The organism is Caballeronia sp. NK8 (assembly GCF_018408855.1).
Taxonomy (GTDB): domain Bacteria; phylum Pseudomonadota; class Gammaproteobacteria; order Burkholderiales; family Burkholderiaceae; genus Caballeronia.
This window is the reverse complement of record NZ_AP024326.1, coordinates 687,383-709,260: the sequence shown is the minus strand read 5'-3', so window position 1 is coordinate 709,260 and position 21,878 is coordinate 687,383. Positions and strand designations below refer to the sequence as shown.

Annotated in this window: 20 protein-coding genes and 2 pseudogenes; 18 read left to right on the top strand and 4 right to left on the bottom strand. The window is 57.9% G+C overall.

All coding sequences use genetic code 11. The annotated features are described in order from the left end of the window. Window positions 1-177: 177 nt before the first annotated feature. The gene (locus NK8_RS36145; protein WP_213233429.1) at window positions 178-825 is read right to left on the bottom strand and encodes a LysE family translocator; all 648 of its coding nucleotides are present in this window, start codon (window positions 823-825) and stop codon (window positions 178-180) included. 103 nt (window positions 826-928) lie between these two features. Here NK8_RS36145 and NK8_RS36140 point away from each other — a divergent pair, with 103 nt between their 5' ends. From NK8_RS36140 to NK8_RS36105, 8 genes are all read left to right on the top strand, one after another. Beyond that, on the top strand, window positions 929-1,780 hold the full coding sequence (locus tag NK8_RS36140) for a LysR substrate-binding domain-containing protein (protein WP_213233428.1): 852 nt from the start codon (window positions 929-931) through the stop codon (window positions 1,778-1,780). 96 nt (window positions 1,781-1,876) lie between these two features. Next, entirely contained in the window at window positions 1,877-2,317 is a 441-nt protein-coding gene (locus tag NK8_RS36135; protein WP_213233427.1) for a hypothetical protein, read from the top strand. Further along, window positions 2,314-2,625 carry a cyclic-phosphate processing receiver domain-containing protein gene (locus NK8_RS36130; protein ID WP_213233426.1) on the top strand — a complete coding sequence of 104 codons (312 nt, stop codon included), beginning with the start codon at window positions 2,314-2,316 and terminating at the stop codon, window positions 2,623-2,625. Before NK8_RS36135 ends, NK8_RS36130 begins: the two co-directional genes overlap by 4 nt. A gap of 1,108 nt (window positions 2,626-3,733) precedes the next feature. Further along, window positions 3,734-4,624, top strand: coding sequence for an amino acid ABC transporter substrate-binding protein (locus NK8_RS36125; protein WP_213233425.1), 891 nt, complete (start codon window positions 3,734-3,736; stop codon window positions 4,622-4,624). Between the two features lie 48 nt (window positions 4,625-4,672). Further along, window positions 4,673-5,380 carry an amino acid ABC transporter permease gene (locus tag NK8_RS36120; RefSeq protein WP_213233424.1) on the top strand — a complete coding sequence of 236 codons (708 nt, stop codon included), beginning with the start codon at window positions 4,673-4,675 and terminating at the stop codon, window positions 5,378-5,380. An 18-nt stretch (window positions 5,381-5,398) separates the two neighbouring features. After that, window positions 5,399-6,133 (top strand): amino acid ABC transporter permease, encoded by a 735-nt coding sequence (locus tag NK8_RS36115; protein ID WP_213233423.1) that lies wholly within the window; start codon window positions 5,399-5,401, stop codon window positions 6,131-6,133. Between the two features lie 28 nt (window positions 6,134-6,161). Beyond that, window positions 6,162-6,911, top strand: a complete 750-nt coding sequence (locus tag NK8_RS36110; protein ID WP_213233422.1) for an amino acid ABC transporter ATP-binding protein — start codon at window positions 6,162-6,164, stop codon at window positions 6,909-6,911. 164 nt (window positions 6,912-7,075) lie between these two features. Next, a complete protein-coding gene (locus NK8_RS36105) occupies window positions 7,076-8,251 on the top strand; it encodes an aminotransferase class V-fold PLP-dependent enzyme (protein WP_213233421.1) in 1,176 nt (391 codons plus the stop codon). Window positions 8,252-8,450: 199 nt separating this feature from the next. Here the strand turns inward: NK8_RS36105 and NK8_RS36100 are convergent, their stop codons facing one another. Then, a complete protein-coding gene (locus NK8_RS36100; protein ID WP_213233420.1) occupies window positions 8,451-9,353 on the bottom strand; it encodes a LysR family transcriptional regulator in 903 nt (300 codons plus the stop codon). Window positions 9,354-9,553: 200 nt separating this feature from the next. Between NK8_RS36100 and NK8_RS36095 the strand changes: the two genes are divergently transcribed. The 9 genes and pseudogenes from NK8_RS36095 (at window position 9,554) to NK8_RS36055 (ending at window position 19,892) form a co-directional block, all read left to right on the top strand. Then, window positions 9,554-10,444 (top strand): NAD(P)-dependent oxidoreductase, encoded by an 891-nt coding sequence (locus NK8_RS36095; RefSeq protein WP_213233419.1) that lies wholly within the window; start codon window positions 9,554-9,556, stop codon window positions 10,442-10,444. A gap of 27 nt (window positions 10,445-10,471) precedes the next feature. Then, window positions 10,472-11,971, top strand: a complete 1,500-nt coding sequence (locus NK8_RS36090) for an aldehyde dehydrogenase family protein (RefSeq protein ID WP_213233418.1) — start codon at window positions 10,472-10,474, stop codon at window positions 11,969-11,971. 74 nt (window positions 11,972-12,045) lie between these two features. Next, the gene (locus NK8_RS36085) at window positions 12,046-13,365 is read left to right on the top strand and encodes an MFS transporter (protein WP_213233417.1); all 1,320 of its coding nucleotides are present in this window, start codon (window positions 12,046-12,048) and stop codon (window positions 13,363-13,365) included. A gap of 9 nt (window positions 13,366-13,374) precedes the next feature. Next, complete coding sequence (locus tag NK8_RS36080) at window positions 13,375-14,370, top strand: glutamate cyclase domain-containing protein (protein ID WP_213233416.1); 996 nt, start codon at window positions 13,375-13,377, stop codon at window positions 14,368-14,370. 53 nt (window positions 14,371-14,423) lie between these two features. After that, window positions 14,424-15,737, top strand: coding sequence for an aminotransferase class I/II-fold pyridoxal phosphate-dependent enzyme (locus NK8_RS36075; protein WP_213233415.1), 1,314 nt, complete (start codon window positions 14,424-14,426; stop codon window positions 15,735-15,737). Between the two features lie 2 nt (window positions 15,738-15,739). After that, window positions 15,740-16,750, top strand: a complete 1,011-nt coding sequence (locus NK8_RS36070) for a glutamate cyclase domain-containing protein (RefSeq protein WP_213233414.1) — start codon at window positions 15,740-15,742, stop codon at window positions 16,748-16,750. A gap of 300 nt (window positions 16,751-17,050) precedes the next feature. Beyond that, window positions 17,051-17,248: a hypothetical protein gene (locus NK8_RS36065; protein WP_213233413.1), complete on the top strand. Its 198-nt coding sequence runs from the start codon at window positions 17,051-17,053 to the stop codon at window positions 17,246-17,248. A gap of 17 nt (window positions 17,249-17,265) precedes the next feature. Next, window positions 17,266-18,568, top strand: a pseudogene (locus NK8_RS36060) (NAD(P)/FAD-dependent oxidoreductase). A 49-nt stretch (window positions 18,569-18,617) separates the two neighbouring features. After that, window positions 18,618-19,892 (top strand): MFS transporter, encoded by a 1,275-nt coding sequence (locus NK8_RS36055; RefSeq protein WP_213233412.1) that lies wholly within the window; start codon window positions 18,618-18,620, stop codon window positions 19,890-19,892. Between the two features lie 323 nt (window positions 19,893-20,215). Here NK8_RS36055 and NK8_RS36050 read toward each other — a convergent pair whose 3' ends face one another. Together NK8_RS36050 and NK8_RS36045 are read right to left on the bottom strand one after the other, a co-directional pair. Next, window positions 20,216-20,689 (bottom strand): nucleoside 2-deoxyribosyltransferase, encoded by a 474-nt coding sequence (locus NK8_RS36050; protein ID WP_225936638.1) that lies wholly within the window; start codon window positions 20,687-20,689, stop codon window positions 20,216-20,218. A gap of 235 nt (window positions 20,690-20,924) precedes the next feature. Further along, entirely contained in the window at window positions 20,925-21,143 is a 219-nt protein-coding gene (locus NK8_RS36045; protein WP_213233411.1) for a hypothetical protein, read from the bottom strand. 269 nt (window positions 21,144-21,412) lie between these two features. On the opposite strand from NK8_RS36045, the pseudogene NK8_RS43185 reads away from it, so the two are divergent. Beyond that, a pseudogene (locus NK8_RS43185) lies at window positions 21,413-21,529 on the top strand (RES domain-containing protein); the annotation flags it as partial. Between the last annotated feature and the right edge of the window lie 349 nt (window positions 21,530-21,878).

Genomic DNA, 21,878 nt, shown 5'->3' with positions numbered 1-21,878 from the left:
CGAAACTGCGTGTATTTGTTTCTGCCGCCGCACTTGCCGGCGAATCGGCACCTTACGCCGACATGCCCCGCCCGGATTGGATGTCGAAGGAGCAAGCCATACAGAAGCCGCTCGGGGGTCCTGGCACTACCGAAACCGGTCCTTCCGCTTCCAAATCCAAGCAAGCCCGCGGCGCGCTCAGGACATGAGGAAAAGCCTGAAGGAATCCACACCCAGGCTGATTCCAAGGCCCACCAACATTGCTCCCATGACCCATCGCTGTGCGAGCAGTAGCGTGGGTCGACCGTTAAGAAATTTGGCCATCCCGCTGGAGCCGACAGCGACAAGACCATTCGCGAGGGCGAAGGCTGCAATCAGCGACGAGCCGAGCATGAGGGATTGGCCCATCACATCATTTCGCGTGTGGTCGATGAACTGTGGCAACAGCGAAATGAAGAGCATCGCCAACTTCGGGTTCAGCAGGCTGGTTGTCGCTCCCATTGCAAGCAGACGTAGCGGCGGCTCCTGCGCCAACTGACGCACCTGAAACGGTGAACGCCCTCCGGGCTTCACCGCCTGCCACGCGAGATAAGCGAGGTACATCGAGCCCGTTGCGCCAAGCGCTGCGCTCGCACCGGGCACTTTGAGTACCAGCGCGGTGATTCCGAACGCGGCACTGAACATATAGAAGAGGTATCCCAGCATTACGCCGGCAAGCGAAATCAAGCCGGCGGCGCGCCCGTGCGCGACCGAACGCGACATCACGTAGACCATGTTCGGACCGGGCGTAATGGCGAGCATCCCGCCAACCGCGAGGAATTGGTACATCGACCCGGCGTCTAGCATTGCGCTTCACCTTCGAAAAATCTTGATGAACCGATTGTCGGACTACACGACCATGAAGAGAAACGAATTAAACTGAGAGAACTCGTCAGATTTTCTGAATAATATGAAGAAGCTCGATTTTGATGTGCTTGAAATGGTTGTGGCGGTTGCGGACTCGGGCTCGTTTGCCAAGGCGGCTCAGACCGTGTTTCGGTCACCCTCTGCCGTCAGTATGCAAATCAAGACAATCGAGGACGCGCTCGGAAAGCAACTGTTCGTCCGGGACACGCGTAATGTCTCGACAACCGCGGAAGGCAAAAGACTGGCGGACTATGGCCGTCGAATGCTCGAGATGCGTGATGAGGCGTGGGCCTCCATAGTTCGTCCCGAAGTAGAAGGCCAAGTGACGATTGGTGTCCCCGATGACTATGTTTCCTCGTTGCTGCCACAGGTGTTAGCGAAGTTTGCGTTGATGCACCCACGGGTGGACATTCGCGTTATTGGCCTACCGAGCGCAGCGCTCATGCCTATGGTCAAGGAGAGCACCATCGACCTTGCGTGCCTCACGAAAGGAAAGGGAATCGCGGGCGAGTTCATCAGACATGAGCAGATGGTGTGGACTGGGTCGTCGAAGCGGAAAATTTGGTTGGAGCGTCCGTTACCAATCGCCGTCTTCGCCGATGGCAGCACGGCGCGCGACCATGCTATACGGGCGCTCCGTAGAGAAAACATCACATTCCGGATGTCGTTTGAAAGCCCGAGTTTCCTCGGCCTGCTCAGCATGGTGGAGGCCGGCCTTGCCATTGCACCTCTCGCCAAATGCAGCATCCCGGTCCATCTCATTCAGCTGTCCGAGAACGACGGCGTCCCCGCGATGAACGAGGTCGAGGTCGTGCTTGTCCGCAGTGCCCGTTCCGCACGACCCCCATGTGAATATCTGGCCCAGCAGATTCTCGAGGAATGGAAAGTCACATGAGGGAAATCGAGACGTCGCTTGTCTCAGTCGGTGGATAGACTCCCCTCCATCAGACGAGCCCCTTCCATCTGCTCGGCAATTGACGGAGAGACAAGCATGGGCAATTCATACCAGGGTCGTTACTGCGGCGTTTGTGAGCACGAACTCTCGCACGGCTTCTTCAGCCTGTTGAAGCGCAGCCAAACTGTACCGGGCAGCGAACCCGGTGTCGTCTTGGTTTCAGACGACAACGTGCTGACAGACTTCTGCGGCCAGGAATGCGCCGACTACGCCGAAGCGGCCATTTCCTCGACGCTGACGTCCGCGTATCCGACGACCGCCAAGACAGTGCCTTGTTCGCTTTACTTGCGCGCTGTCGACAGAACTGCGCCGCACGTTTCTGTAACAATGACGCAATTCGAAGACACTTCGGAGCCGTGGCTTGTCTCTGCGCGAGTTGTTAACGAGCTTGAGCTGGCTGTCTACTGCCATAGTTGCGCAGAGCCTCGGCGCACATCGGAAGCATTCGATATGTCGGAGCTGGGCGTGGCTGTATGAAGGTCTTTCTCGACGATGAGCGGGTCACTCCGGAAGGTTGGACTCGCGTCTACTGGCCGCACGAGGCAATCAGGCTGCTCGAAACCGGAGCCGTCGAGGAGATTAGCCTTGACCACGACCTCGGCGACGACTCGCGAGGAACGGGCTACGATGTCATCCTCTGGATAGAGGAGGCCGTCGCGCTTCGAGCCTTCCGGCCGCCCAAAATCTTCGTACACTCTGCGAACAGCTCGGCACGTGCGAAAACGGAATCCGGCGTACTCGCCATCGAACGCCTTGTTGCCAGACAGAATCACAAACCGCTCTGACCGGAAACTGACCCGTACACGTGTGTGCAAGAGGGGAGCATCGAACAACCGTAGAAAGCTCGGATGGGACAGACAGAACGAAAAAGCGACGAAGCTGCCGCAGTCGAGCGCGTAGCGCACGCCGCGAGAGAAGTACAGTCGGCTTCCCAAGCTCTCGAAGAGCAGTTCAATGCAGGAACGGGCGAGGCAGGTCGCACGTTGGCGCTTGCCCGGCTATCCTCAGCAATAACAGAACTCCAGTCAGCGCGCGACGCGTTCGACGGACTGCTTGCAGGCAAATCGCTTCACTAGCTTTTCTCGCTCCTGCCTACCTTTCTAGCGAACAGCGACAAAAAATGTCCCAATTGCGGCGCAGACTATACGCTCAGCTGACCGGAGACCGCGCGTCAGCGATGTCATTGGGGAGACAACTTGTCATTGTTAAGACCGTTCGAGGCAGCAGCGTCGCAGCCCGGTGCCGGGCATGGCACCTCCGCGCAGTCGATGCTTTGCACTCGGAATCACGGGACGAATGCCTCCTCTTTCTCTCGTAGAGAAACGCCTATTCTAGGCTTGGCTCGCATGACAGTGCCGCAGCCCTTCGTCTGTGATTCCACGGGCGATGATATCGACGCAAATGGGCGAATAGACGATGTTGCGGCGAGGACCTCAAGAGAGCCCTCCGGCGTTAAGCATTCGTAGCAGAAGGCACGGCCGCGAAACTTCAGGCGCATTTGCTTGTGCTCGTACTAAGGCCTCTGCGGGCCATGCCGGCACACATTGGACTCGACCGCAGTCGCGACATTTAGCCGGAATCGTCTCCCCTTTCGAGCTGTCGTCGGGCTGCGTCCCGCAGCTCCTCTCCACCCGCATTTTCCCTCATTGAGACACCCTCCGAACGCATGCCGCGCGCCGGCACCCCGCCCGCAGAGCCTTATCCCATCGCGCGCGGCGATAGGAAGCCGACGAATGGAAAAATTTTTTTACCTATTTGGAAAGAACGTGTCGTCTTTTCTTCTTGTTTTTGCCCGCCTACATTTTTCTTGCGCGCTCCAGAAGAGCGCCACGAATACCCGAGCGTACCGGGGACCAAGTTTGGCAGCGCAGTCTTGCTAAGGAGTTAAAAAACATGGGGTACCGATTCTTCTCACGCGCCGTTCTCATCGCTTCCGTGAGCGTTCTTCTCTCGCATCAGGCGCAGGCAGCTGACACGCTGGCCAAAATCAAAAGCACCGGAGAGATTCGTCTGGGCGTGCGCGACGCTTCTGTGCCGTTTTCGTACCTCGACCAGAACCAAAAGTACGTTGGCTATTCGGTCGACCTCTGCATGAAAGTCGTCGACAAGCTGAAGCAGTCCATACCGAACCTCAAAGTCACGGACGTCCCCGTGACCTCAGCCAACCGTATCGCGCTTGTGAACAACGGCAACATCGATATCGAATGCGCGAGTACGACAAACAGCCTGGAGCGTCAAAAGCAGGTTGGCTTCTCAGTTGCAACCTTCGTCAGCCACACGAAATGGCTTGTCAAGGCCAATTCCGGTATCAAGACGGCGGCAGACCTGAAGGGCAAAACTGTCGTCTACACCCAGGGCTCGAACGCCTTGCAGTTCGCTAAGGAAATCAGTGAAAAAAATGGCCTGGATTTGAAGTTCATCCCGGCACACGACCATGGCGAGTCGATGCTCACCCTTGAGAACGGCCGGGCTGCTGCGTTCATCGAGGATGACATCTTGCTGGCAGCGAAGAAGGCGGATGCATCGAATCCGGCAGGATTCGCTTTCCTCCCTGAGTCCTATAACTCGCTTGCCTACGGGTTGATGATTGCGAAGGACGACCCTGCCTTCAAGAAGGTCGTCGACGACACGCTCAAGTCGCTGATGGCCTCCGGGGAATTCAACCAAATCTATAAGAAGTGGTTCGAGGACGCGATTCCTCCGCGTGGCATCAAGCTCGATTTTCCGATGAGCGATGACCTGAAAGAACGGGTGAAGAACCCGAGCGACAAGGTACCTTCGTAAGCCACATCACGGGCGTCAGCACGGCGCCCCTCATGGAGACAGCACCCCATGATCCTGCTATTCGAAACAACCGTAGACGGAAACCACTACATCAACTGGCTCTTGTCGGGCTTGATGTGGACCGTGATTCTGTGGTTCGGTGCGGCGTTGATTGCAGCCTTCTTCGGCGTATTGGTGGGCTGCGGAAGAACGGTGAACAACAGCCTGGCGCGAGCATTGAGCCGAGCATACGTACAGGTGTTCCGAAATATCCCGCTGTTACTGCAAGCCTTTCTCTGGTACTTCGTTTTCCCAGAGGTCGTACCGGCTTCTCTGGGCGCTGCCATCAAAAGTATGGCTCCCCCTTGGGCGAGCTTCGTTCCCGCGCTGATTGCTATCGGACTGTACACGGGGGCTCGAGTCGCGGAACAGGTACGGGCGGGTATTCAATCATTGCCGAAGGGACAGCGTGAGGCCGGTTACGCCCTCGGACTATCGTCGTGGAATCAGTATGCGTGTGTGCTCATTCCCCAGGCACTTCGGACGATGGCTCCATCGCTTACCAGCGAAGCACTGGCGCTGCTCAAGAACACGTCGGTTGCGATGACGATTGGCCTTCTCGACCTCACCGCACAAGCACAGCAGATGAATGAGTTCACCTTTCGAACGTTCGAAGCCTTTGGTGTCGTGACGCTTACCTATTTTGTGTTGTCGCTGCTTATCTACTGGACTGCAGTTGGCGTCTCCAGCAGGTACGCGACGGCGGCGAAATCTTGATGTTGATGAGCTGGGAAGATGACTGCGATGACGTACGACTTTGTTGCGATTGAACGAGTCCTGCCGTTTCTCGGCGAGGGCATGGTGTACACGCTTAAGCTCACTGTTGTCGCGTTCTTGGGCGGCCTTGTCATCGGAACAGGACTTGCCATCATTCGGCATCTCAGAATCCCGATGCTCGACCGAATCGTGTGGGCGTACGTGACGGTCATGCGGTCCATCCCGCTAATTATGGTGCTCTTCTGGTTCTTCTTCCTTGTTCCCTTGCTGCTCCGGAAGTTCTCACCCGAAGGCATGTCCGTCTCAATCAGTCCGCAACTGACAGCGTTTGTGACGTACACGCTGTTCGAGGCTGCTTACTTCTGCGAGATTATTCGGTCCGGTCTGCTGTCGGTACCCAGAGGGCAATTTGAGGGAGCTAAGGCGCTCGGCCTCTCCACTTGGCATTCTTATTCTCTGGTGATTGTCCCTCAGGCCTTGAAAGCTGTGGTGCCGATTATGGTGACGCAGGCCATCATCCTCTTTCAGGACACATCTCTTGTCTATGTGCTCTCGCTTACGGATTTTATGGGGGCCGCGGCGAAGATTGCTCAAAGAGATGGAAAGCTCGTCGAGCTTTACACCTTCGCAGCGGTCATCTACTTCGTGGTGTGTTCCAGTTTCGCCGAACTGGCCGACCATCTTCGAAAGCGCCGACAACTGAAGCAGGCGGTGCGAACTGTCACGCCTGTCACGGCGACAGCAGCAAACTGATGACTTTTTTGATTGCGAAGGCAAAGCTATGAATTCATCTGTCACACCCATCGTTGAACTCAAGTCTGTCGTCAAGCGGTTCGGGCGCCACACGGTTCTAAACGGCATCGACCTGAAAGTAAATGCCGGAGAAAAGGTGGTTATCTGCGGTCCCTCGGGCTCGGGAAAATCCACGCTGATTCGATGTATCAATGGACTCGAAGAAATCGATGAAGGCGAGGTGATTGTCCGCGACATGAAGTCGAGCGCAGCGTACGGTCCGGCTGACGTCCGTCGTCACGTCGGCATGGTCTTCCAGAGCTTCAATCTCTTCCCGCACTACACCGTCCTCAGAAATTGCATGCTCGCACCGATGAAGGTTCACGGCATCGACTCCAAGGCGTCCCAGGCGCTGGCAATGCAACTGCTCGACAAGGTGCGAGTCTCGAACCAGGCCGAAAAATATCCGCCGCAGTTGTCAGGCGGACAGCAGCAGCGCGTCGCTATTGCGCGAGCACTGTGCATGCGTCCGAGCGTGATGTTGTTCGATGAACCCACCTCGGCGCTTGACCCTGAGATGGTGAAAGAGGTCCTCGATACGATGGTGACATTGGCCGCCGAGGGTATGACGATGCTCTGTGTAACGCATGAAATGTCATTCGCCCGCCGCGTTGCTGACCGAATCATCTTCGTGGATGCCGGGCAGATTCTGGTCGATGTCACGCCGACCGAGTTTTTCGGTGACAACGCGCACCCGCGGGTTCGGGACTTCCTCGGTCAGGTCCTCTCCCACGCCTGAACGAGCTGCCAAACTGAGCTTTGTTTTGCGAGACAGACTTCCGTAAGCCTGCTGAGAATGTGCTCGTTGGCTTATGAGGTAAGCGACACCTTGCGATGGTAGTGAAAAAAAGCCGGCGTGCCTTCCGCCAGTGTTCTCCGAAAACACACTGATTAAGATACGCAATGATTTCTAGTGAAAAGCTCGCGTATATCCGCGACCTGTTTCCCGTCACGAAACGTCAGCTTTATCTGGACTCCGCCCATCAAACCCCGCTCTCGCTACCAGTGCGCGACGCCCTCATCTCGTTTCTGACCGAGGGTTATGAGATGGCCGGACCCAAACCGGTGTGGGTCCGTCGAGTCGAAGATACCCGTGCAACGGTTGCTCGTTTCTTCAATGCATCGCCGTTGGAAATCGCCTTCACGAAGAACACGTCAGAAGGTCTTAATATCGCTGCCAATGCGGTGCCACTGGTAGCGGGCGACCACGTCGTACTCATCGAAGGCGACCACCCTAATAATGCCTATGCGTGGCTAAATCTGAAGCGCAAGGGCGTGGAGGTTCGATTCGCGCCTTTAAAAGATAACCACATCGCTACGGCAGAGACGTTCGAACCGCACATCGACGAACGGACCAAGGTCGTTACGCTTTCCCATGTGACGTTCCACGCGGGCCAGGTACATGACCTCGCGAGCATTGGCGAGCTTTGCAAAAGGCGAGGGATTCATCTCGTCGTTGACGCGATGCAGTCGGTTGGCGTCATTCCACTCGACGTGAAGGCTCTTAACATCTCTGTGCTGGCCGCTGGTACTCACAAAGGGCTGCTGGTGCCACAGGGACTGGGCGTGCTTTACGTAGCACAGGGTCTGAACGAGCTGCGTCCGACATACTTGGCGATGTCGAGCATGCTGAATCCGCCAGCAGACTACATTGCCCAGCCTGACGACCTCGCGGTGCGAGAAGACGCGCTACGATTTGAGTTCGGGAATGTGAACTTGCCGGACTTGCACGCACTTGACGCGGCCATCAAGCTTATCGAGAGCGTGGGCGTCGCGAAGATTCATCTGCACGTCACCGAGCTAGGTGACCTCTTGCTCAGCAAGCTCGACGCTCTTGGGATCGCCGTGGTCGGCCCTCGCGAGCATGGTCACCGCAGCCACATCTACGTGCTTGACCTGCCTGTCGCCCAATGGGCGGATTATTTCGCGCGCAACGACGTTCGGGTATCTCCCGAGCGCGGCGGCATCCGCATCTCGCTGGCAATGTTCAACAACGCCGACGACATTGAGCGCCTCGTTGCCGTAATTCGCACGGGCCAAGAAGAGAACCTGAAATTGGTCGCGATACAGCCTGACTAGGACGCCGCCCGCCATCGCGGGCGACATCCAATTCGCAAGTCACCTAGATTCAAATGAGATTGGTGGGGTAGTCTGAGCATGGATAAACCCCACTCGCTAAAGTCTGTAAAAGAAGTTCTCCGACAGTAGTTGAGCTTCTTCCAATATCTAAAAGGAGCCTTCTTACACAAGTGCCTGCCCATTCTCGTAACCCGGACAATTAGAGTGCTTTGGCGCAGAAAATGAGCGCGTCGAGCACCGCGGCGACTGCAGGCCGTTTTGCAGTGCCTTTCGACAGAGCCACGAAAACGCGACGATTCAAGACTGGGTCAATCGGCAAAACCGAGAAATCCGGGTCCTTCTCCGCTTGCCGGAGGCCCAGTCGCGGCAACACCGCTACGGCACCGCCTGTCCGAACCATCTCTAGTGTTACCGCCATATTCCGGCTGCTGGTGGTCACCCGCGGAGTGAAGCCATCGGCGTAACACGCGTTCAGGAGGAACGTGTGATACGTCGCAGCAGACTGATTGAGGGCCCATCGTTCGTGAGCAAGGTCCGCTAGGTGTATAGACTTCCGTCCCGCAAGTTTATGACCGGCAGCTACGACAGCGTCGAAATGGTCTATGCAAAGCGGACGGAATTCCAAGACATTCGCCAATGCTTCGGCGCTCACTAGGTCATCAACGATGGCCAGGTCCGTTTGCTTGGCCGCCGCTGCTCGCAGTCCTTCCGATGGTTCGAGCTCGGTGAAAATGACGTTCAGCTGCGGATGTTGCTCCAGCAAGTGCTGGACGGCGAGCGGGACGACACTGCTGGCCAGAGAGCCAAATGCAGACATCCGGACCTCGCCGCTCACCTCCACATTCGCCGCCGCGACCTCTGCCTCAATCTCCTCAACAAGCTGAAATAAGTCAGTGGCTCTTGCCACGAGCCGCCGGCCCGCCGGTGTTAGCTGCACCCCTCTCCCGGAGCGCTCGATAAGCACCGTGTCTAACTCGTCTTCAAGCTGCGCAAGCTGCTGGGACACCGCCGGACGGGTCAGATGGACGGCATTCGCCACGGCGGAGATTGTTCCCAGGACCGATAACTCGTGGAGCAGCCGGAGTCGACTCAAGTTCAGCATTGCAATGTCCTCCTCCTACGTATCGTAATCAAATCTTACGCATACCGTCAAAAAGTGTCGTCTTTTTTTTCTTAATTTGACTTCTTATAGTCAAGTCACTGGCACTTCACCAAGCAAAAACGCTCGGGGAAACCCCTAAAGAACCGAGACTTACGTTCGGTGCTAGCCCAACTCAACGGAACTCGTCGGAGGATGTACAAATGAAGGTTGCATTTATCGGTATCGGTCGCATGGGCGGACGCATGGCCGCACGTCTGGTTGGCGCAGGTCATCAAGTCCGCGTCTTCGACCCGAGCCAAGCCGCTATGGATGCGCTGGCAGCCAAAGGCGCTATTGCGACGACGAGCCCCGCGGAGGCTGCGAAGGATTCCGAGCGAATCCTGCTGAGCCTGCCGAGCCCGAAGACGCTGCGTGATGCCGTAACTGGCAGCGAAGGCGTTCTCAAGACGGCTGCTGAAGGCGCCATCATCGTGGACTTCAGCACGGTCGACCCGGCAACGACAAAAGAAATTGCCGCTGCAGCCGCTGCCAAGAGCGTGACGTTCGTCGACTCGCCGGTGAGCGGTGGAGTCGCCGGCGCGGAAAACGGCAAGCTGGTCCTGATGGTTGGTGGTTCCGCGAAGCCTCTGGACGAGCTCAAGCCGTTGTTCGACGTGCTGGCAGGTCGAGTCGTTCATTGCGGTGACACGGGCGCAGGTCAGTTGACGAAGCTCAGCCACAACCTTCTCACGGCAATCAACACGGTTGCCCTCGGCGAAGTTCTGACCGCAAGCGTGAAAGCGGGCGCAAAGCTCGACGTCCTCTGCGACGTCCTGACTGCAGGTCTCGCAGGCAGCAAGATGCTCGACTACCTGCCGAAGACCCTCTTCACGGAAGAGCGCCCGGCGAATTTTGCCATCGACCTCATGCACAAGGACATCAAGCTGTGCCTCGACGAATTCTCCAACTTGCCGATGCCGCTGGGCCAACTGGTTCTCCAAACCTATAACGCGGCGCGTGCCAAGGGGCTCGGCGGAAAAGACTCCACGAGCGTGAACGAAATCTACGAAGCGTTGCTCGGCGTTCGTCTGAGCCTGCCGGCAGCCCAGTAACCCGTTATCGTTTCCGAGGAAGAAATCGTGAATTCCCGTACTGAAGACTTGAAAGCCGAAGTTGTCCTTCCGAAAGCTGGCATTACCGGCCTGCTCATCAACAACGAATGGCGCACGCCGGCGAAGGGCAAGACGCTCGACATCGAGAATCCGTCGCGTCGTGAGAAGCTCGCAACCATTGGGGCAAGCGATGCAGACGACGTCGCCGCAGCGGTGGCCGCGGCAAAGGCCGCATTCCCGACATGGCGCCGCATGGCTTCGCGTGCTCGAGGCGCGCTGCTGACGGAACTGGGCAATCGCGTCACGGCGAACGCAGAAGAAATCGCGCGCGTGCTCGCAGCAGAAAGCGGCAATGCCCTGCGTACGCAGAGCCGTCCTGAAGTTCTGGGCGCAGCCGAAGTGCTTCGCTATTACGGTGGCGTCGTTGCGGAGCAGAAGGGTGAAACGCTCCCGCTCGGTCCGGGCCTGTTCAGCTATTCGACTCGCGAACCGCTCGGCGTTGTCGGCGCCATTATTCCGTGGAACTCGCCGGTCGTTTTGGCCGCGGTGAAGATTGGCATGGCGCTCGGCACCGGTAACACGCTGGTCCTGAAGCCAGCAGAAGATGCTCCGCTGGCCGTTATTAAAATTGCGGAACTTGCGACCGGGCTGTTCCCGGCGGGCGTGTTCAATCTGGTCACCGGTACCGGTATTGAAGCAGGCGCTGCGTTGTCGCAAAACGCGGACGTCGCAAAGGTGTCGTTCACGGGTTCGCTGGAAGTCGGGAAGCTCGTCGCGCATGCTGTTGCAGACCGCATCGGTCGTTCGACGCTAGAACTGGGCGGCAAGAGCCCTTGCATCGTCTACCCGGACGCTGCTACGCCGGAGTATGTCGACGCGACCGTGACCGGCATCATCAACGCGATGCGCTTCGCTCGCCAAGGTCAATCCTGTACGGCAGGCTCGCGTCTGTATGTCCACAAGGATGTTTGGGACGTTGTGATTCCGAAACTCGTTGCAAAGGTGAAAGAGCTGAAGACGGGTGACTCGCTCGATGAAGCAAACGACATCGGCGCAATCATCAGCGAAGAGCGCTACACCGCTGTTCGCGATTTCATCAAAGAAGCAGTCGATTCGGGCGCCAAGGTTCTCACGGGCACAGTACCGCCGCCGGTCGACGAAGCTAAGGGCTTCTTCCCCGAACCGGTCATCTTCGCTGGAGTGGACAACAGCTGGCGCGTCTGCCGCGAAGAAGTCTTCGGTCCGGTCCTCGTCGCGATTCCTTGGACGGATGAGCAAGAGGTGATTCAGTGGGCCAACGACACGGTCTACGGCCTCGCGGCATATGTATTCACGAACGACATCACCAAGGCATTGAAGGCCACCGAGCAAATCGATGCAGGCTGGCTCCAGGTGAATCGTGCCGGTGGTCAGATTCCGGGCATGTCGTACGGTGGCGCGAAGCAAAGCGGTATCGGCGCGGAATACTCCATCGAAGGCGCACTTGAGGCGTACACGGCGCGCAAGAGCGTGACCATCAACGTCTAACGGCGAATGAAGGCAAATTTGGCCCGGGCAATCGACCGGGCCAACGCGCCCGACTCATACATGTTGGAGGACACATGACCGCCCAATACGCATCAACTACCGCAACTGAAGACTTAGACGCGTCGCACGGTTCGTCAACACGCGCCGCGCTGAGCTCGTTCATCGGAACGACGGTTGAATGGTACGACTACTTCTTGTACGGGACGGCGGCCGCACTTGTCTTCCCCAATGTCTTTTTCAATGAGCTGACGCCTGAAATGGCCACGCTCGCCTCGATGGCGTCGTTCGCTGTCGCGTTCATCCTCCGGCCGCTGGGCGGGATGGTCATCGGTCACTTCGGCGACCGCATGGGCCGAAAGCAGATGCTCGTCTTCACGCTTCTTGTGATGGGTCTGTGTACGGCAGCGATTGGCTTCTTGCCGTCATACAACTCGATTGGCTACTGGAGCCCCGGACTTCTGATTCTGCTGCGCGTGATTCAAGGCTTTGCTCTCGGCGGTGAATGGGGGGGCGCGGCGCTGATGTCGGTCGAACATGCTCCAGAAGGCAGGCGCGGACTTTTTGGCGCCACCATGCAAATGGGTGTGCCCGCTGGCCTGCTCGTGTCGACTGGCGCCTTTGCGTTGGTTTCGGCGCTGCCGGACGAGCAATTCTTCGCGTGGGGTTGGCGCCTTCCTTTTATCTTCAGCCTCGCGTTGCTGTTCGTCGGCATGTACATCCGGCTCCAGGTGAGCGAGCCACCGAATTTCGAGAAGGTGAAGGCGGCGGGCAATGTCTCGCGTGCGCCGCTGCTCGAGGTCTGGCAAAACGAGAAGAAGAAAACGGTCATCATGATTTTCTTCCAATCCGTTGCTAACGTCGGCTACTTCCTGATTACGGTCTACGCGCTGACCTACATCACGAGCACGCTTCATTTGCCGCGCAGTGTGGCATCGACGGGCCTGCTGGTCGCCGCCGCGGTCGACTTGTTCATGCAACCGGTTTTCGGTTGGCTCTCTGACAAGGTCGGTCGCCGGGTCGTCTACGGCTTCGGTGCTCTCTTCTTCGCTGTGTTTGCGTTCCCACTGTTCTGGATGCTCGACACCGGTAACCCCGTGCTTATCACGCTCGCGCTCTCGCTTGGTCTTGGCATCGGGCATGCGTCGACGGGCTCCCTGCACGGCGTGATTTATGCCGAGCAATACCCGACCCGGTATCGATTCAGCGGGTCTTCAACTGCCTATCAGTTGTCGGGAATCATCTCCAGCGCCCCGACCCCGATGGTTGCAGCTTGGCTCGTTGCTCGCAGTGGTAGTTCGCTCTCGGTGTCGTGGTATGTCGTCGCAGCTGCGATTGTCTCCCTGGTCTGCGTGCTCCTCGTCAAAGAGACGTATCGCGAACCCATCGACCGTTGATGCGCCGCCATGACTCCGACAAACGAACAAATCACGGGTGAGCGAATCGACCGCCTTATGACGGTTGAGATTCGCCCTCTGAACGGCGGCCTGCCAGCTGGGTACGTCGTGCCGATGTATCAGGCGTGCCGCGCACATCACGGCGAACCGCTCAGTTCGCTCGCTGCACGCAAGCTGAGTGAAGTGCTCTCCAAGGGCGATACGGTTTTCATCGCGACAGGAGCTGGTACGGCGCCGAAACTCCCGCAAGGCGAGACGGACGGGCCTGTTGGCGCAGCTGTGCTGGCCCGTGCACTGGCGCTCGCGTACGGCGTGCGCGTTGTACTCGTCACCGAAGACGCACATGCTGCCCCCGTTCGCGCCGTTGCAACTCTTGTGACCGAAGAAATCGGCCAGACGAAGTTAGTGTCGACGGTTTGCTTTCAATTGGGACTGCAGTCGGGACAAGCCAAGGCCGACGACTTGATGGCGGAGTACCGTCCGGCGGCTGTCATCTTTGTCGAGCGTGATGGACCGAACCAGGAAGGCTTCTTCCACGGCGTGCGTGGGGACTGTCGTAACCCGGAAGACGTTGGACACGTCTATCTGCTCGCGGATGTCGCTCGCAAGCGTGGCGTGCTCACCATCGGTATCGGCGACGGCGGCAATGAGGTCGGGTTCGGCGCCGTCAGAGATGCTATCACCGCTATTCATCCGCTAGGCGCCAAGTCGCTCGCTGGACATGCGTCCGGCGTGGTGACGGTAACCGCCACAGACGTGGTCGTCAGTGCGTCAGTCTCGAACTGGGGAGCTTATGCAGTCTCCGCCGCCATCGCTGCGAGAGAAGCACGCCCCGAGGTTCTGCATGGTCAGGAACTGGAGCGACGTCTCATCGAGGCAACCGTGCAAGCCGGGGCGAGAGACGGCGCGACCTCGCGCGCGGAAGTGGCTGTGGACGGCATCAATTGGGAAGGGCACACGGCTTTCGTTGAGATGTTGCGAAGCATCGTCGCAGTCTCTCTTTAACGAAGTTTGGGCCTGAGTGGCACGACTATGAACAGTCTACAGAGGTGATTCGAATGAGCAGTGTTAAAGAAGCGCAGAGCGTCTCTGCTGATACCAGTGCCGTAAAAACGGATAGTTTTGGCAACGTCATCGACCCGACGGTCGGATTCGCTCGGGGCTCGATTATTCGGTCCAGCATCGACGAAGCTCTCAGATTGCGTCATGGCCAAGCCGTTGCTGCGAAGCGCGTGAAGTTGCTTGGGGCTGAGTCCATCGGCGTCTTCACGGGAAATCAACGTGACTTCCCGATTCACGCAGACGACATCGCAACGCTGTGCGAAGAATGGGTCGGCCCCGGCCTCGCCGCCGAAGAGCTCCGCCAAGTTGCAATCGGTCACATGGGCGGAAAGACTGACGATGCAGTTGCGGTCTTCAATCGAACAAGCGCCGGCATTATCGCTACGATTGCGGCGCTTGCTAACGGCAAAGCCTTTGTGTCAGTGGTGCCCCCTGGTGGACGCTCCCACGCTTCGGTCGTTCGCGGCTCCAAAATTGCCGGCGTCCCCGCCCGCGAGGTACACGGCGACAAGGAATGGGCTAAGACTATCGACGCGGAGCGGCCGGCGCTTGTCGTCATCACGACCGTCACGAGCAGCCTCGAGCGGCTCGACGACCACATCACTCGGGAGGTCGCTCACTATGCACAAGCGCTAGGTGCGATTGTGTTCCTCGACGAGGCCTATGGCGCTCGGCTGCGTACCGTCCTTCACGGCGGTGCCCTAAGTCTGCAACTGGGCGCTGACGTATCGGTGACCAACTGCGATAAGGCTGGCCTCTCCGGACCCCGCGCGGGTGTTCTCGTTGGTCGTCCGGAACTGGTGACTGCCGCCGCGGCAAAGGGAGCCGAGTTTGGAATGGAGGCGCGTGCCCCCATCGCAGCGGCGGTTCTGCGCTCGCTCCAGAAATATGAGCCTCGCGACCTTCGCGAGGAATCCGCGGCCGGTCAGAAGCTGGCTGAAGCGCTCGAGCAGAAGATGGGGAAGGACCTTGTGAAGCGCAGCGACCTGGGTCCGATGGTGGACGAGGATGGTGTGTTGCGGGTGCTCTTGAAACTGGCAGGCCGTGAAGGCGAAAAGCCGGTGGTGGTGCCTTGCGAGGCAACGTCTGCGCTGGGCATGGTGCTTCTCGAAGACCACGGCATCCTTACCGTGAATACTCATGGGCAGCCTGGCGCTCGGGTGTCGCTGCGACTGAAGCCGACGCTCGACGCATTGGGTCGCACAGGTGGGCTCAATGCGGTCGTGTCTGCGGTGCAGAAATCTCTCGAAAAGGTAGCCGGCCTTATCCATGACCGCGATGCTATCGCGCGTCTCGTTGTAGGGAAATGACTATGACCGACTCCAATTTCGGCGCAATTGACGAGCGTCTCGATTCGCTCGTCTCCCTAGACTTGGGTGGCCGTGGCGTAGAGCAACTGTACGCTGCGGCTCGCGAGCGTCAAGGTGGGCCGCTGGTGGGCGCCGCCGCCGATGCGCTCGCGGCTATCCCCGAGAAAGCCAACGTCTTCGTCACGACGGGCTCCGTATCCAGAGCATGGATTTCGCCGTCAATCGGCGAGAATGACGGTCCCGCAGGCCTTGCTGCGGTTGTTCGTGCTCTCTCGCTTTCCAAGAAAGCGCTGTGCATTACCTTCGTAGAGCAGACGCTCATCGAAACGACCTCAGCGATTCTGACGACTGCCGGGCTGACTGTGCTTCCATATGAGCAAGCAAAGATTGCCCGAGATGATGGAAGTCTCGCAGTTGTCTGCGTCGAACCGTTTCCGCTCGATGAAGCTGGCGCCAAGGACGTATCAAAGCAGCTCATCGAAAAGTACCGCCCCGCGCTGTTCTTCTCGACCGAACGCGTTGGCCGGAATGTTGACGGCATCTACTGCAGTATGCGCGGCATCGACTACGGTATGGGACGCGCCCGCATCGACTTCCTGTTCGATGAAGCCATCGCACAAGGTATTCCGACCGTTGCGGTCGGCGATGGTGGTAACGAAATTGGGATGGGCGTTGTGGCCGAGGCGGTGCAGGAGTTCGTCAAGTTCGGTGATAAACGTCCAGATGGCAGCGCCGGCATCGGCGCCGTAACCGGCACAGACGTCTTGGTGACCGCTGCGTGTTCGAACTGGGGCTGCTACGCAATCGCTGGGGCATTCGCGGCGCGAATGGGCAAGGCGTCACTAGCACATAGTCCCGCGTCGGAAGTTGCCTTGCTCAGACGTGGTGTTGATGTCGGACTTATCAACTCGGTCGCAAACGTAATCGACGGCAACGTCGACGGAATCCCTGAGGCAACTCATATCGCCGTAGTCCAGCTCATCTCGACCGTCATTTCTCCCGCCTTCAAGTAATTCTCGAAGCAGTACGTCCGTTTGCGCCACCCGTCGGCGGGGCGCACGGACCTTCTCTTTGCGTCCCTTTCCCCGCCAGTGCGCTGAGGTCATTCCTCGGCTGTCTGCGTTCGTCCTTTGCAAGCTGCCTGAAACGAAAACTCGCCAGTCGATAGTAAGAGATTCTTTCCAATACCGTTAAAACAGGTCGTCTTTTTTTCTTTTTTGACTTTCCTATAGTTGGTCCATGGGCGTTCTTTCTCAACTTCCACAAGCGTCTTAATCACTCGATATCTCGTTCGGATTACTCAGGAGACAACCATGACTTCCAGCCATATTCATTTACCGTTCATCAGCGCGCTCGACGCGGCAACCGTTGTTACGAAGAGCGCAAGTGCAAATGCGAACAAGCATTTGTCTCCGTATTCGTCGCTCCTTCAGGCTCCGATGTCGTCGCTTGCTAACAGCGCGCACGACCGCGCCGACGTGTCCTTTTCAGCAATCCTTGGCTACAACTAACCCGAACGAGGCTTGAAATGCATCGAATCGTGATTGTTGGTGGGGGCGCTGGAGGTTTGGAGTTGGCGACCCGTCTCGGCGACCGCCTCGGAAAGGCCGGTCGGGCTCAGGTAACGTTGATTGACCGCTGGCCGACTCATGTTTGGACTTCTTCATGAGGTAGCGGCAGGTAGCCTCGACACACACGCGCATCAAATCACATACGCGGCCCATGCCCACTGGCATCACTTTTCGTTCGTGCAAGGCGAGATGACCGGCGTCGAACGAGACGCTCGGCAGGTGAAAATTGGTGCGGTGGTCGACGCCGATGACGACAGCAAAGAAGTGCTTCCTGCCCGCACCATCGAATACGATACGCTGGTCCTTGCGTTGGGAAGCAGAACGCACTTCTTCGGCGTTCCTGGGGCGCAGGACAACGCCATCACGCTGGATACGCTCGAGCAAGCCGAGCGACTTCGCAAGCGGCTTCTTCAGGCATGCGTGCGAAAGCAGGCTTTGAGCGAAGGTGGCAATGCGGAACCCGTGGACCTCGCCATCATCGGGGCAGGCGCAACAGGGGTTGAACTGGCCGCAGAACTCCGCCGGATGGAGACCACCTTCCGCCAGTTCGGCGTGCTGGCCACTGACGGCAGCACGACGATGAGAATCACGCTGCTGGAGGCTGGCAACCGAATCTTGCCGGCGCTTCCCGAGAAAGTGTCTCTCGCGACACACACATCCTTGAAAAACCTGGATGTCTCCATCTCTGTGTCGGACTCGGTCACACGGGTAGAGCCTCAATCCGTCGCGACGAAAAGCGGCCGCGTCATCCCTGCAGACATCACCATCTGGGCCGCAGGTATCAAGGCGCCAGAGGTGCTCGCGTCGCTGGATGGAATTGTTGTGAACAAGCTCAATCAAGTGAAGGTGTCCGGCTCTCTTCAGAGTGAATCGGACGAGAACATCTTTGCGCTTGGGGACTGCGCCAGTTGCTCATGGACGAGCGAACGCATGGTTCCGCCGCGAGCGCAGGCTGCGCATAAGTAAGCCATGTTTTTGTACAAAGCCCTGTCTGCACGCATCAATGGACGTCCAATCGGCGTCTTCCAGTACAAAGACCATGGGTCGCTGATTTCATTGGGGTCATCGACCGCGATTGGAAACCTCTCTGGAATTGCGGCCTCTCGCAACATCTTCGTCCAGGGTCTTATTGCAAAGGTGATGTATGCCGCGCTCTATCGGAAACATTTGATGGCGGTCTCCGGCCTCCGTCGTATGGCAGTGGCCCTTTTGGCGAACGGCCTTCGCCAAATCGGAACGCCTCGAGTCAAGCTTCATTGAAGCAAGTCGACGAGCAATCTGAGCAATCGAAGAATCAATCGCATTCGAAATGAATCACAACGACCGTTACACAGCTAGCCAAGATGCAGCGCGAACTGAGGCGGCACCTCGTTCTTCCATGATGAAGGTGGCGGCCGCCAGTATGGCGGGTGCCACCTTGGAATGGCACGACTTCACGTTGTACAACGCGATGGCAGCGCTGGTTTTCAACCATCTGTTTTTCCCATTGTTCGACCCTATCGTTGGGACCATACTGGCCTTCTCCACGTACGCGGTCGGATATCTTTCAAGACCCGTCGGAGGCATCGTCTTCGGATGGGCGGGCGACGAGTATGGGCGCAAGAAGGTGCTGCTGATTACGCTGCTGATGATGGGACTGTCCAGTCTTGCCATCGGGTTGCTCCCGACGTACGAAGACATCCGTATTGCGGCACCTCTTTTTCTGGTTGCCCTTCGCTTCTTTCAAGGCATGGCGCTGGGAGGAGACTGGGCTGCTGCTGTGCTGTTGTCCTCCGAGCACGGGAATCAGAGAAAACGCGGTCTCAATGGCTCATTTGCACAAATTGGTCCAGCTGCAGGGACCTTGCTAGCAACGGGCACGTTGTGGGTCACGACGACTGCGATTCCATCACAGGAGTTCGGGTCTTGGGGCTGGCGTATTCCCTTTGTGCTCAGCGTCGTGCTCGTTGGGGCCGGCGTATGGGTTCGGCGCGCCATTAGCGAAACTCCTGATTTCGAACGCTTGCAGGCAAAACAGCAGAGGGCATCAACGCCGATAAGAGATATTTTTCGTCTTCACCTGCGCAGCCTTATAGTCGCAGGTGGCGTGCGTATTGGCAGCGACGTTCTATACAGCCTGGAGGACGTCGCCCGTCAAGCGGGCGTAGGCGCAGGCACGCTCTACCGGCACTTCCCGACGCGGGAGGCCTTACTGGAAAGCGTCTATCGTGCTGAGGTCGAAAAACTGGCGGCAGAGGAGCGGAGGCTGACCGAGTCGCTTCCCGCGCTCGATGCTTTGCGAGCATGGATGCTGCTGTTCGTCGACTACATTGCGACAAAGAAAATCATCGCACCGGCGCTGAACTCCATCGTCGGAGGAACACCGACCAAACTGTTCGAGTACTCGGGCAACTTGATTAAGGGGGCGATTCGGACCCTTGTGAGCCGAGCAATGGAAAGTGGTGACATCCGGCCAGACCTCGAACCACTCGACCTGCTTCGGGCGTTGGTGGGCGTTTCGAACGTCGCCTCGGCGCCTGATTGGCAACAGAGCGCGCGACGACTTGTCGACATACTGTTGCTGGGGTCGAAGCCGACCGACTGACGTCGTGTGGTCCGCAAAAATGACTGATGACAAAACATACGCAGACGTGCGTTTGTCAAGGTGATGCCGGAATATGCCAGCAATGGTATTTGGGCATCGGGACGGGATTCACGCTGACCCGGATGAGCTGGATAGTCGTTGAACCGCGAGAACATCGAACGGTGCTGGACGATCGACTGGTCATCGAACGCGAGGCGTCCGCGCCCGTTGCTTCTTCGCGTTGCCATTGGGCATGCACGTCTCTTTCGGCGCAGCAAGTCAAATATCGTCAGGCATAGAAGTCGATATACTGAAGTTCGCTCAACCCAAACCCTGCAGCAAAGCTAACGCTTAGCCAACCCCAAGCCACCAAGAGCGGGGGTGCCTTCGTCGACCAGGCTCCTAATTGCATCGAGGCAAGCGGCCGGTCCGCCAATAACACCCTGCGCAGAGCACGCCAGCATCAGATTTATGCTGAGGCCAAAGTCCTCTCTGAGGCAGCCGCCGGCGCAAAAAACGCCTTCGGACCCGATCGCCGCTGCCTTCACGTGCTCAACAAGCGACTCTTCGCTCGACCGATTGGCCGACACCGGCTTGCCGAGAGGGGTCGCGAAACCAACTTCAAAAGCCGTCCCGCTGTCTGGTTCACCAACACGAAAATCATTGAGGTTCGCCATCACGATTTCTGCCGACCGGATCAGTTCGATGTTCGCGGCATAAATCCAACGTGCAGCGTCTTGCCGTTGAAGCGGGGAGGGCACTTGCCCGTCGAGTGGATAAGGACCAACGAAGCCGCGACCGCGGCAGAGCTGCTTGATATGTCGCCATGCGCCTTCGCGTCACGGCGAAAGACGTCGAACCCCCGCAAGGAAATCAACCGTGCGGTGGCACAGCTCGACGTGACGGTGCAGCAAAACGCGGCGCTGGTCGAACAGTCGGCGGCCGCAGCTCCGCCCTGCAAACGCAGGCCAACGAATTTGGCCAAACGCGATGATCGTCGTGCCTCCAATGCACTGTCACGCACATCCGCATATTCTTCAGGAGAAGTGCAGATCAATTCTGCAGGACGATGGCGAACATCGTGCTATTTGCATCTGCGCTAGAAGTTACGCTGACGATCGAATAGCCTTGCGCCAACAGTTTAGGCAGAGCGGACCTCTCGCCCGGGCTGTAGTCGGGATCGCCATTGATGAAAAAGGAAGTCCCTCCTTGTTGCCCATTCATCAAAACCAAGCGAGTTCTCGATGCTGCCTTTCCATGCGCGTCGACCATGGCACTCTCCTCAGTAGCCCTTCTTTCTTCGTATTCGTCTATTCGTTCTGGCTAGACTCGCTTGACTGAACAGGCAGCGTTCTCGGAGCAAGCCATGTGCCACGCAAACCCCGCCGAATTACTCGCCATAATCGTCGACGGCCGGGAGCTGACCACCGACGTCGCCCGGGCATACCGTGCTCGATGACTTCGAGCTCTTCTGCGCCTACTCGGGCTGTGATCCCTGCCGCCTTTGGGCGAAGCTCGCCTTCGTCAGCGCGGGTTCCCGCCCGAGTGAATTCAATTTCCTCCTGAACCCCGTGCATCCTGAGATGGCACGCGTCAAGGTCATAAGCGTAGAACCCTTTACGCTGGATCCGCGACTATTTGGTCAAGCGACGCGATGAGCCAGCCCGATATCAGATTTCTGACGTCCCTTTGAGAAAGTGGTATTTAGGGGTCGATTTTGATTTTTCTGCAACTTTCGGGTCAGGGCGTCTAAGCCTGACAAGGCTCTCCCTAGCGGCCCCCGATTAATTTCACGAAAAATCACGTAATCATTCGAACTCGGAATCATATCCTGCGGACGTGCTCGGATTAGGGTGTTAGTGGTCTTCCGAGCGATTGTTAAGCAAATTGGAGAAGAAAAGGGGCGTCTTAGATTTGCCGCTAGCAACAGCTAATCGGTGAGACGACGGCCCGTCCAGCGCGCTCACGGCCTTTGCGGCTGCGGCTCATATTGGTGGGATATGTCGG

What these genes read in the sequence shown, in the direction of transcription:
- NK8_RS36095 (WP_213233419.1), top strand. Translation starts at nt 9,554, where the DNA reads ATGAAGGTTGCATTTATCGGTATCGGTCGCATGGGCGGACGCATGGCC.
- NK8_RS36080 (WP_213233416.1), top strand. Translation starts at nt 13,375, where the DNA reads ATGACTCCGACAAACGAACAAATCACGGGTGAGCGAATCGACCGCCTT.
- NK8_RS36075 (WP_213233415.1), top strand. Translation starts at nt 14,424, where the DNA reads ATGAGCAGTGTTAAAGAAGCGCAGAGCGTCTCTGCTGATACCAGTGCC.
- NK8_RS36105 (WP_213233421.1), top strand. Translation starts at nt 7,076, where the DNA reads ATGATTTCTAGTGAAAAGCTCGCGTATATCCGCGACCTGTTTCCCGTC.
- NK8_RS36125 (WP_213233425.1), top strand. Translation starts at nt 3,734, where the DNA reads ATGGGGTACCGATTCTTCTCACGCGCCGTTCTCATCGCTTCCGTGAGC.
- NK8_RS36055 (WP_213233412.1), top strand. Translation starts at nt 18,618, where the DNA reads ATGAATCACAACGACCGTTACACAGCTAGCCAAGATGCAGCGCGAACT.
- NK8_RS36115 (WP_213233423.1), top strand. Translation starts at nt 5,399, where the DNA reads ATGACTGCGATGACGTACGACTTTGTTGCGATTGAACGAGTCCTGCCG.
- NK8_RS36130 (WP_213233426.1), top strand. Translation starts at nt 2,314, where the DNA reads ATGAAGGTCTTTCTCGACGATGAGCGGGTCACTCCGGAAGGTTGGACT.
- NK8_RS36140 (WP_213233428.1), top strand. Translation starts at nt 929, where the DNA reads ATGAAGAAGCTCGATTTTGATGTGCTTGAAATGGTTGTGGCGGTTGCG.
- NK8_RS36045 (WP_213233411.1), bottom strand. Translation starts at nt 21,143, where the DNA reads ATGGTCGACGCGCATGGAAAGGCAGCATCGAGAACTCGCTTGGTTTTG.
- NK8_RS36120 (WP_213233424.1), top strand. Translation starts at nt 4,673, where the DNA reads ATGATCCTGCTATTCGAAACAACCGTAGACGGAAACCACTACATCAAC.
- NK8_RS36070 (WP_213233414.1), top strand. Translation starts at nt 15,740, where the DNA reads ATGACCGACTCCAATTTCGGCGCAATTGACGAGCGTCTCGATTCGCTC.
- NK8_RS36085 (WP_213233417.1), top strand. Translation starts at nt 12,046, where the DNA reads ATGACCGCCCAATACGCATCAACTACCGCAACTGAAGACTTAGACGCG.
- NK8_RS36135 (WP_213233427.1), top strand. Translation starts at nt 1,877, where the DNA reads ATGGGCAATTCATACCAGGGTCGTTACTGCGGCGTTTGTGAGCACGAA.
- NK8_RS36100 (WP_213233420.1), bottom strand. Translation starts at nt 9,353, where the DNA reads ATGCTGAACTTGAGTCGACTCCGGCTGCTCCACGAGTTATCGGTCCTG.
- NK8_RS36065 (WP_213233413.1), top strand. Translation starts at nt 17,051, where the DNA reads ATGACTTCCAGCCATATTCATTTACCGTTCATCAGCGCGCTCGACGCG.
- NK8_RS36145 (WP_213233429.1), bottom strand. Translation starts at nt 825, where the DNA reads ATGCTAGACGCCGGGTCGATGTACCAATTCCTCGCGGTTGGCGGGATG.
- NK8_RS36110 (WP_213233422.1), top strand. Translation starts at nt 6,162, where the DNA reads ATGAATTCATCTGTCACACCCATCGTTGAACTCAAGTCTGTCGTCAAG.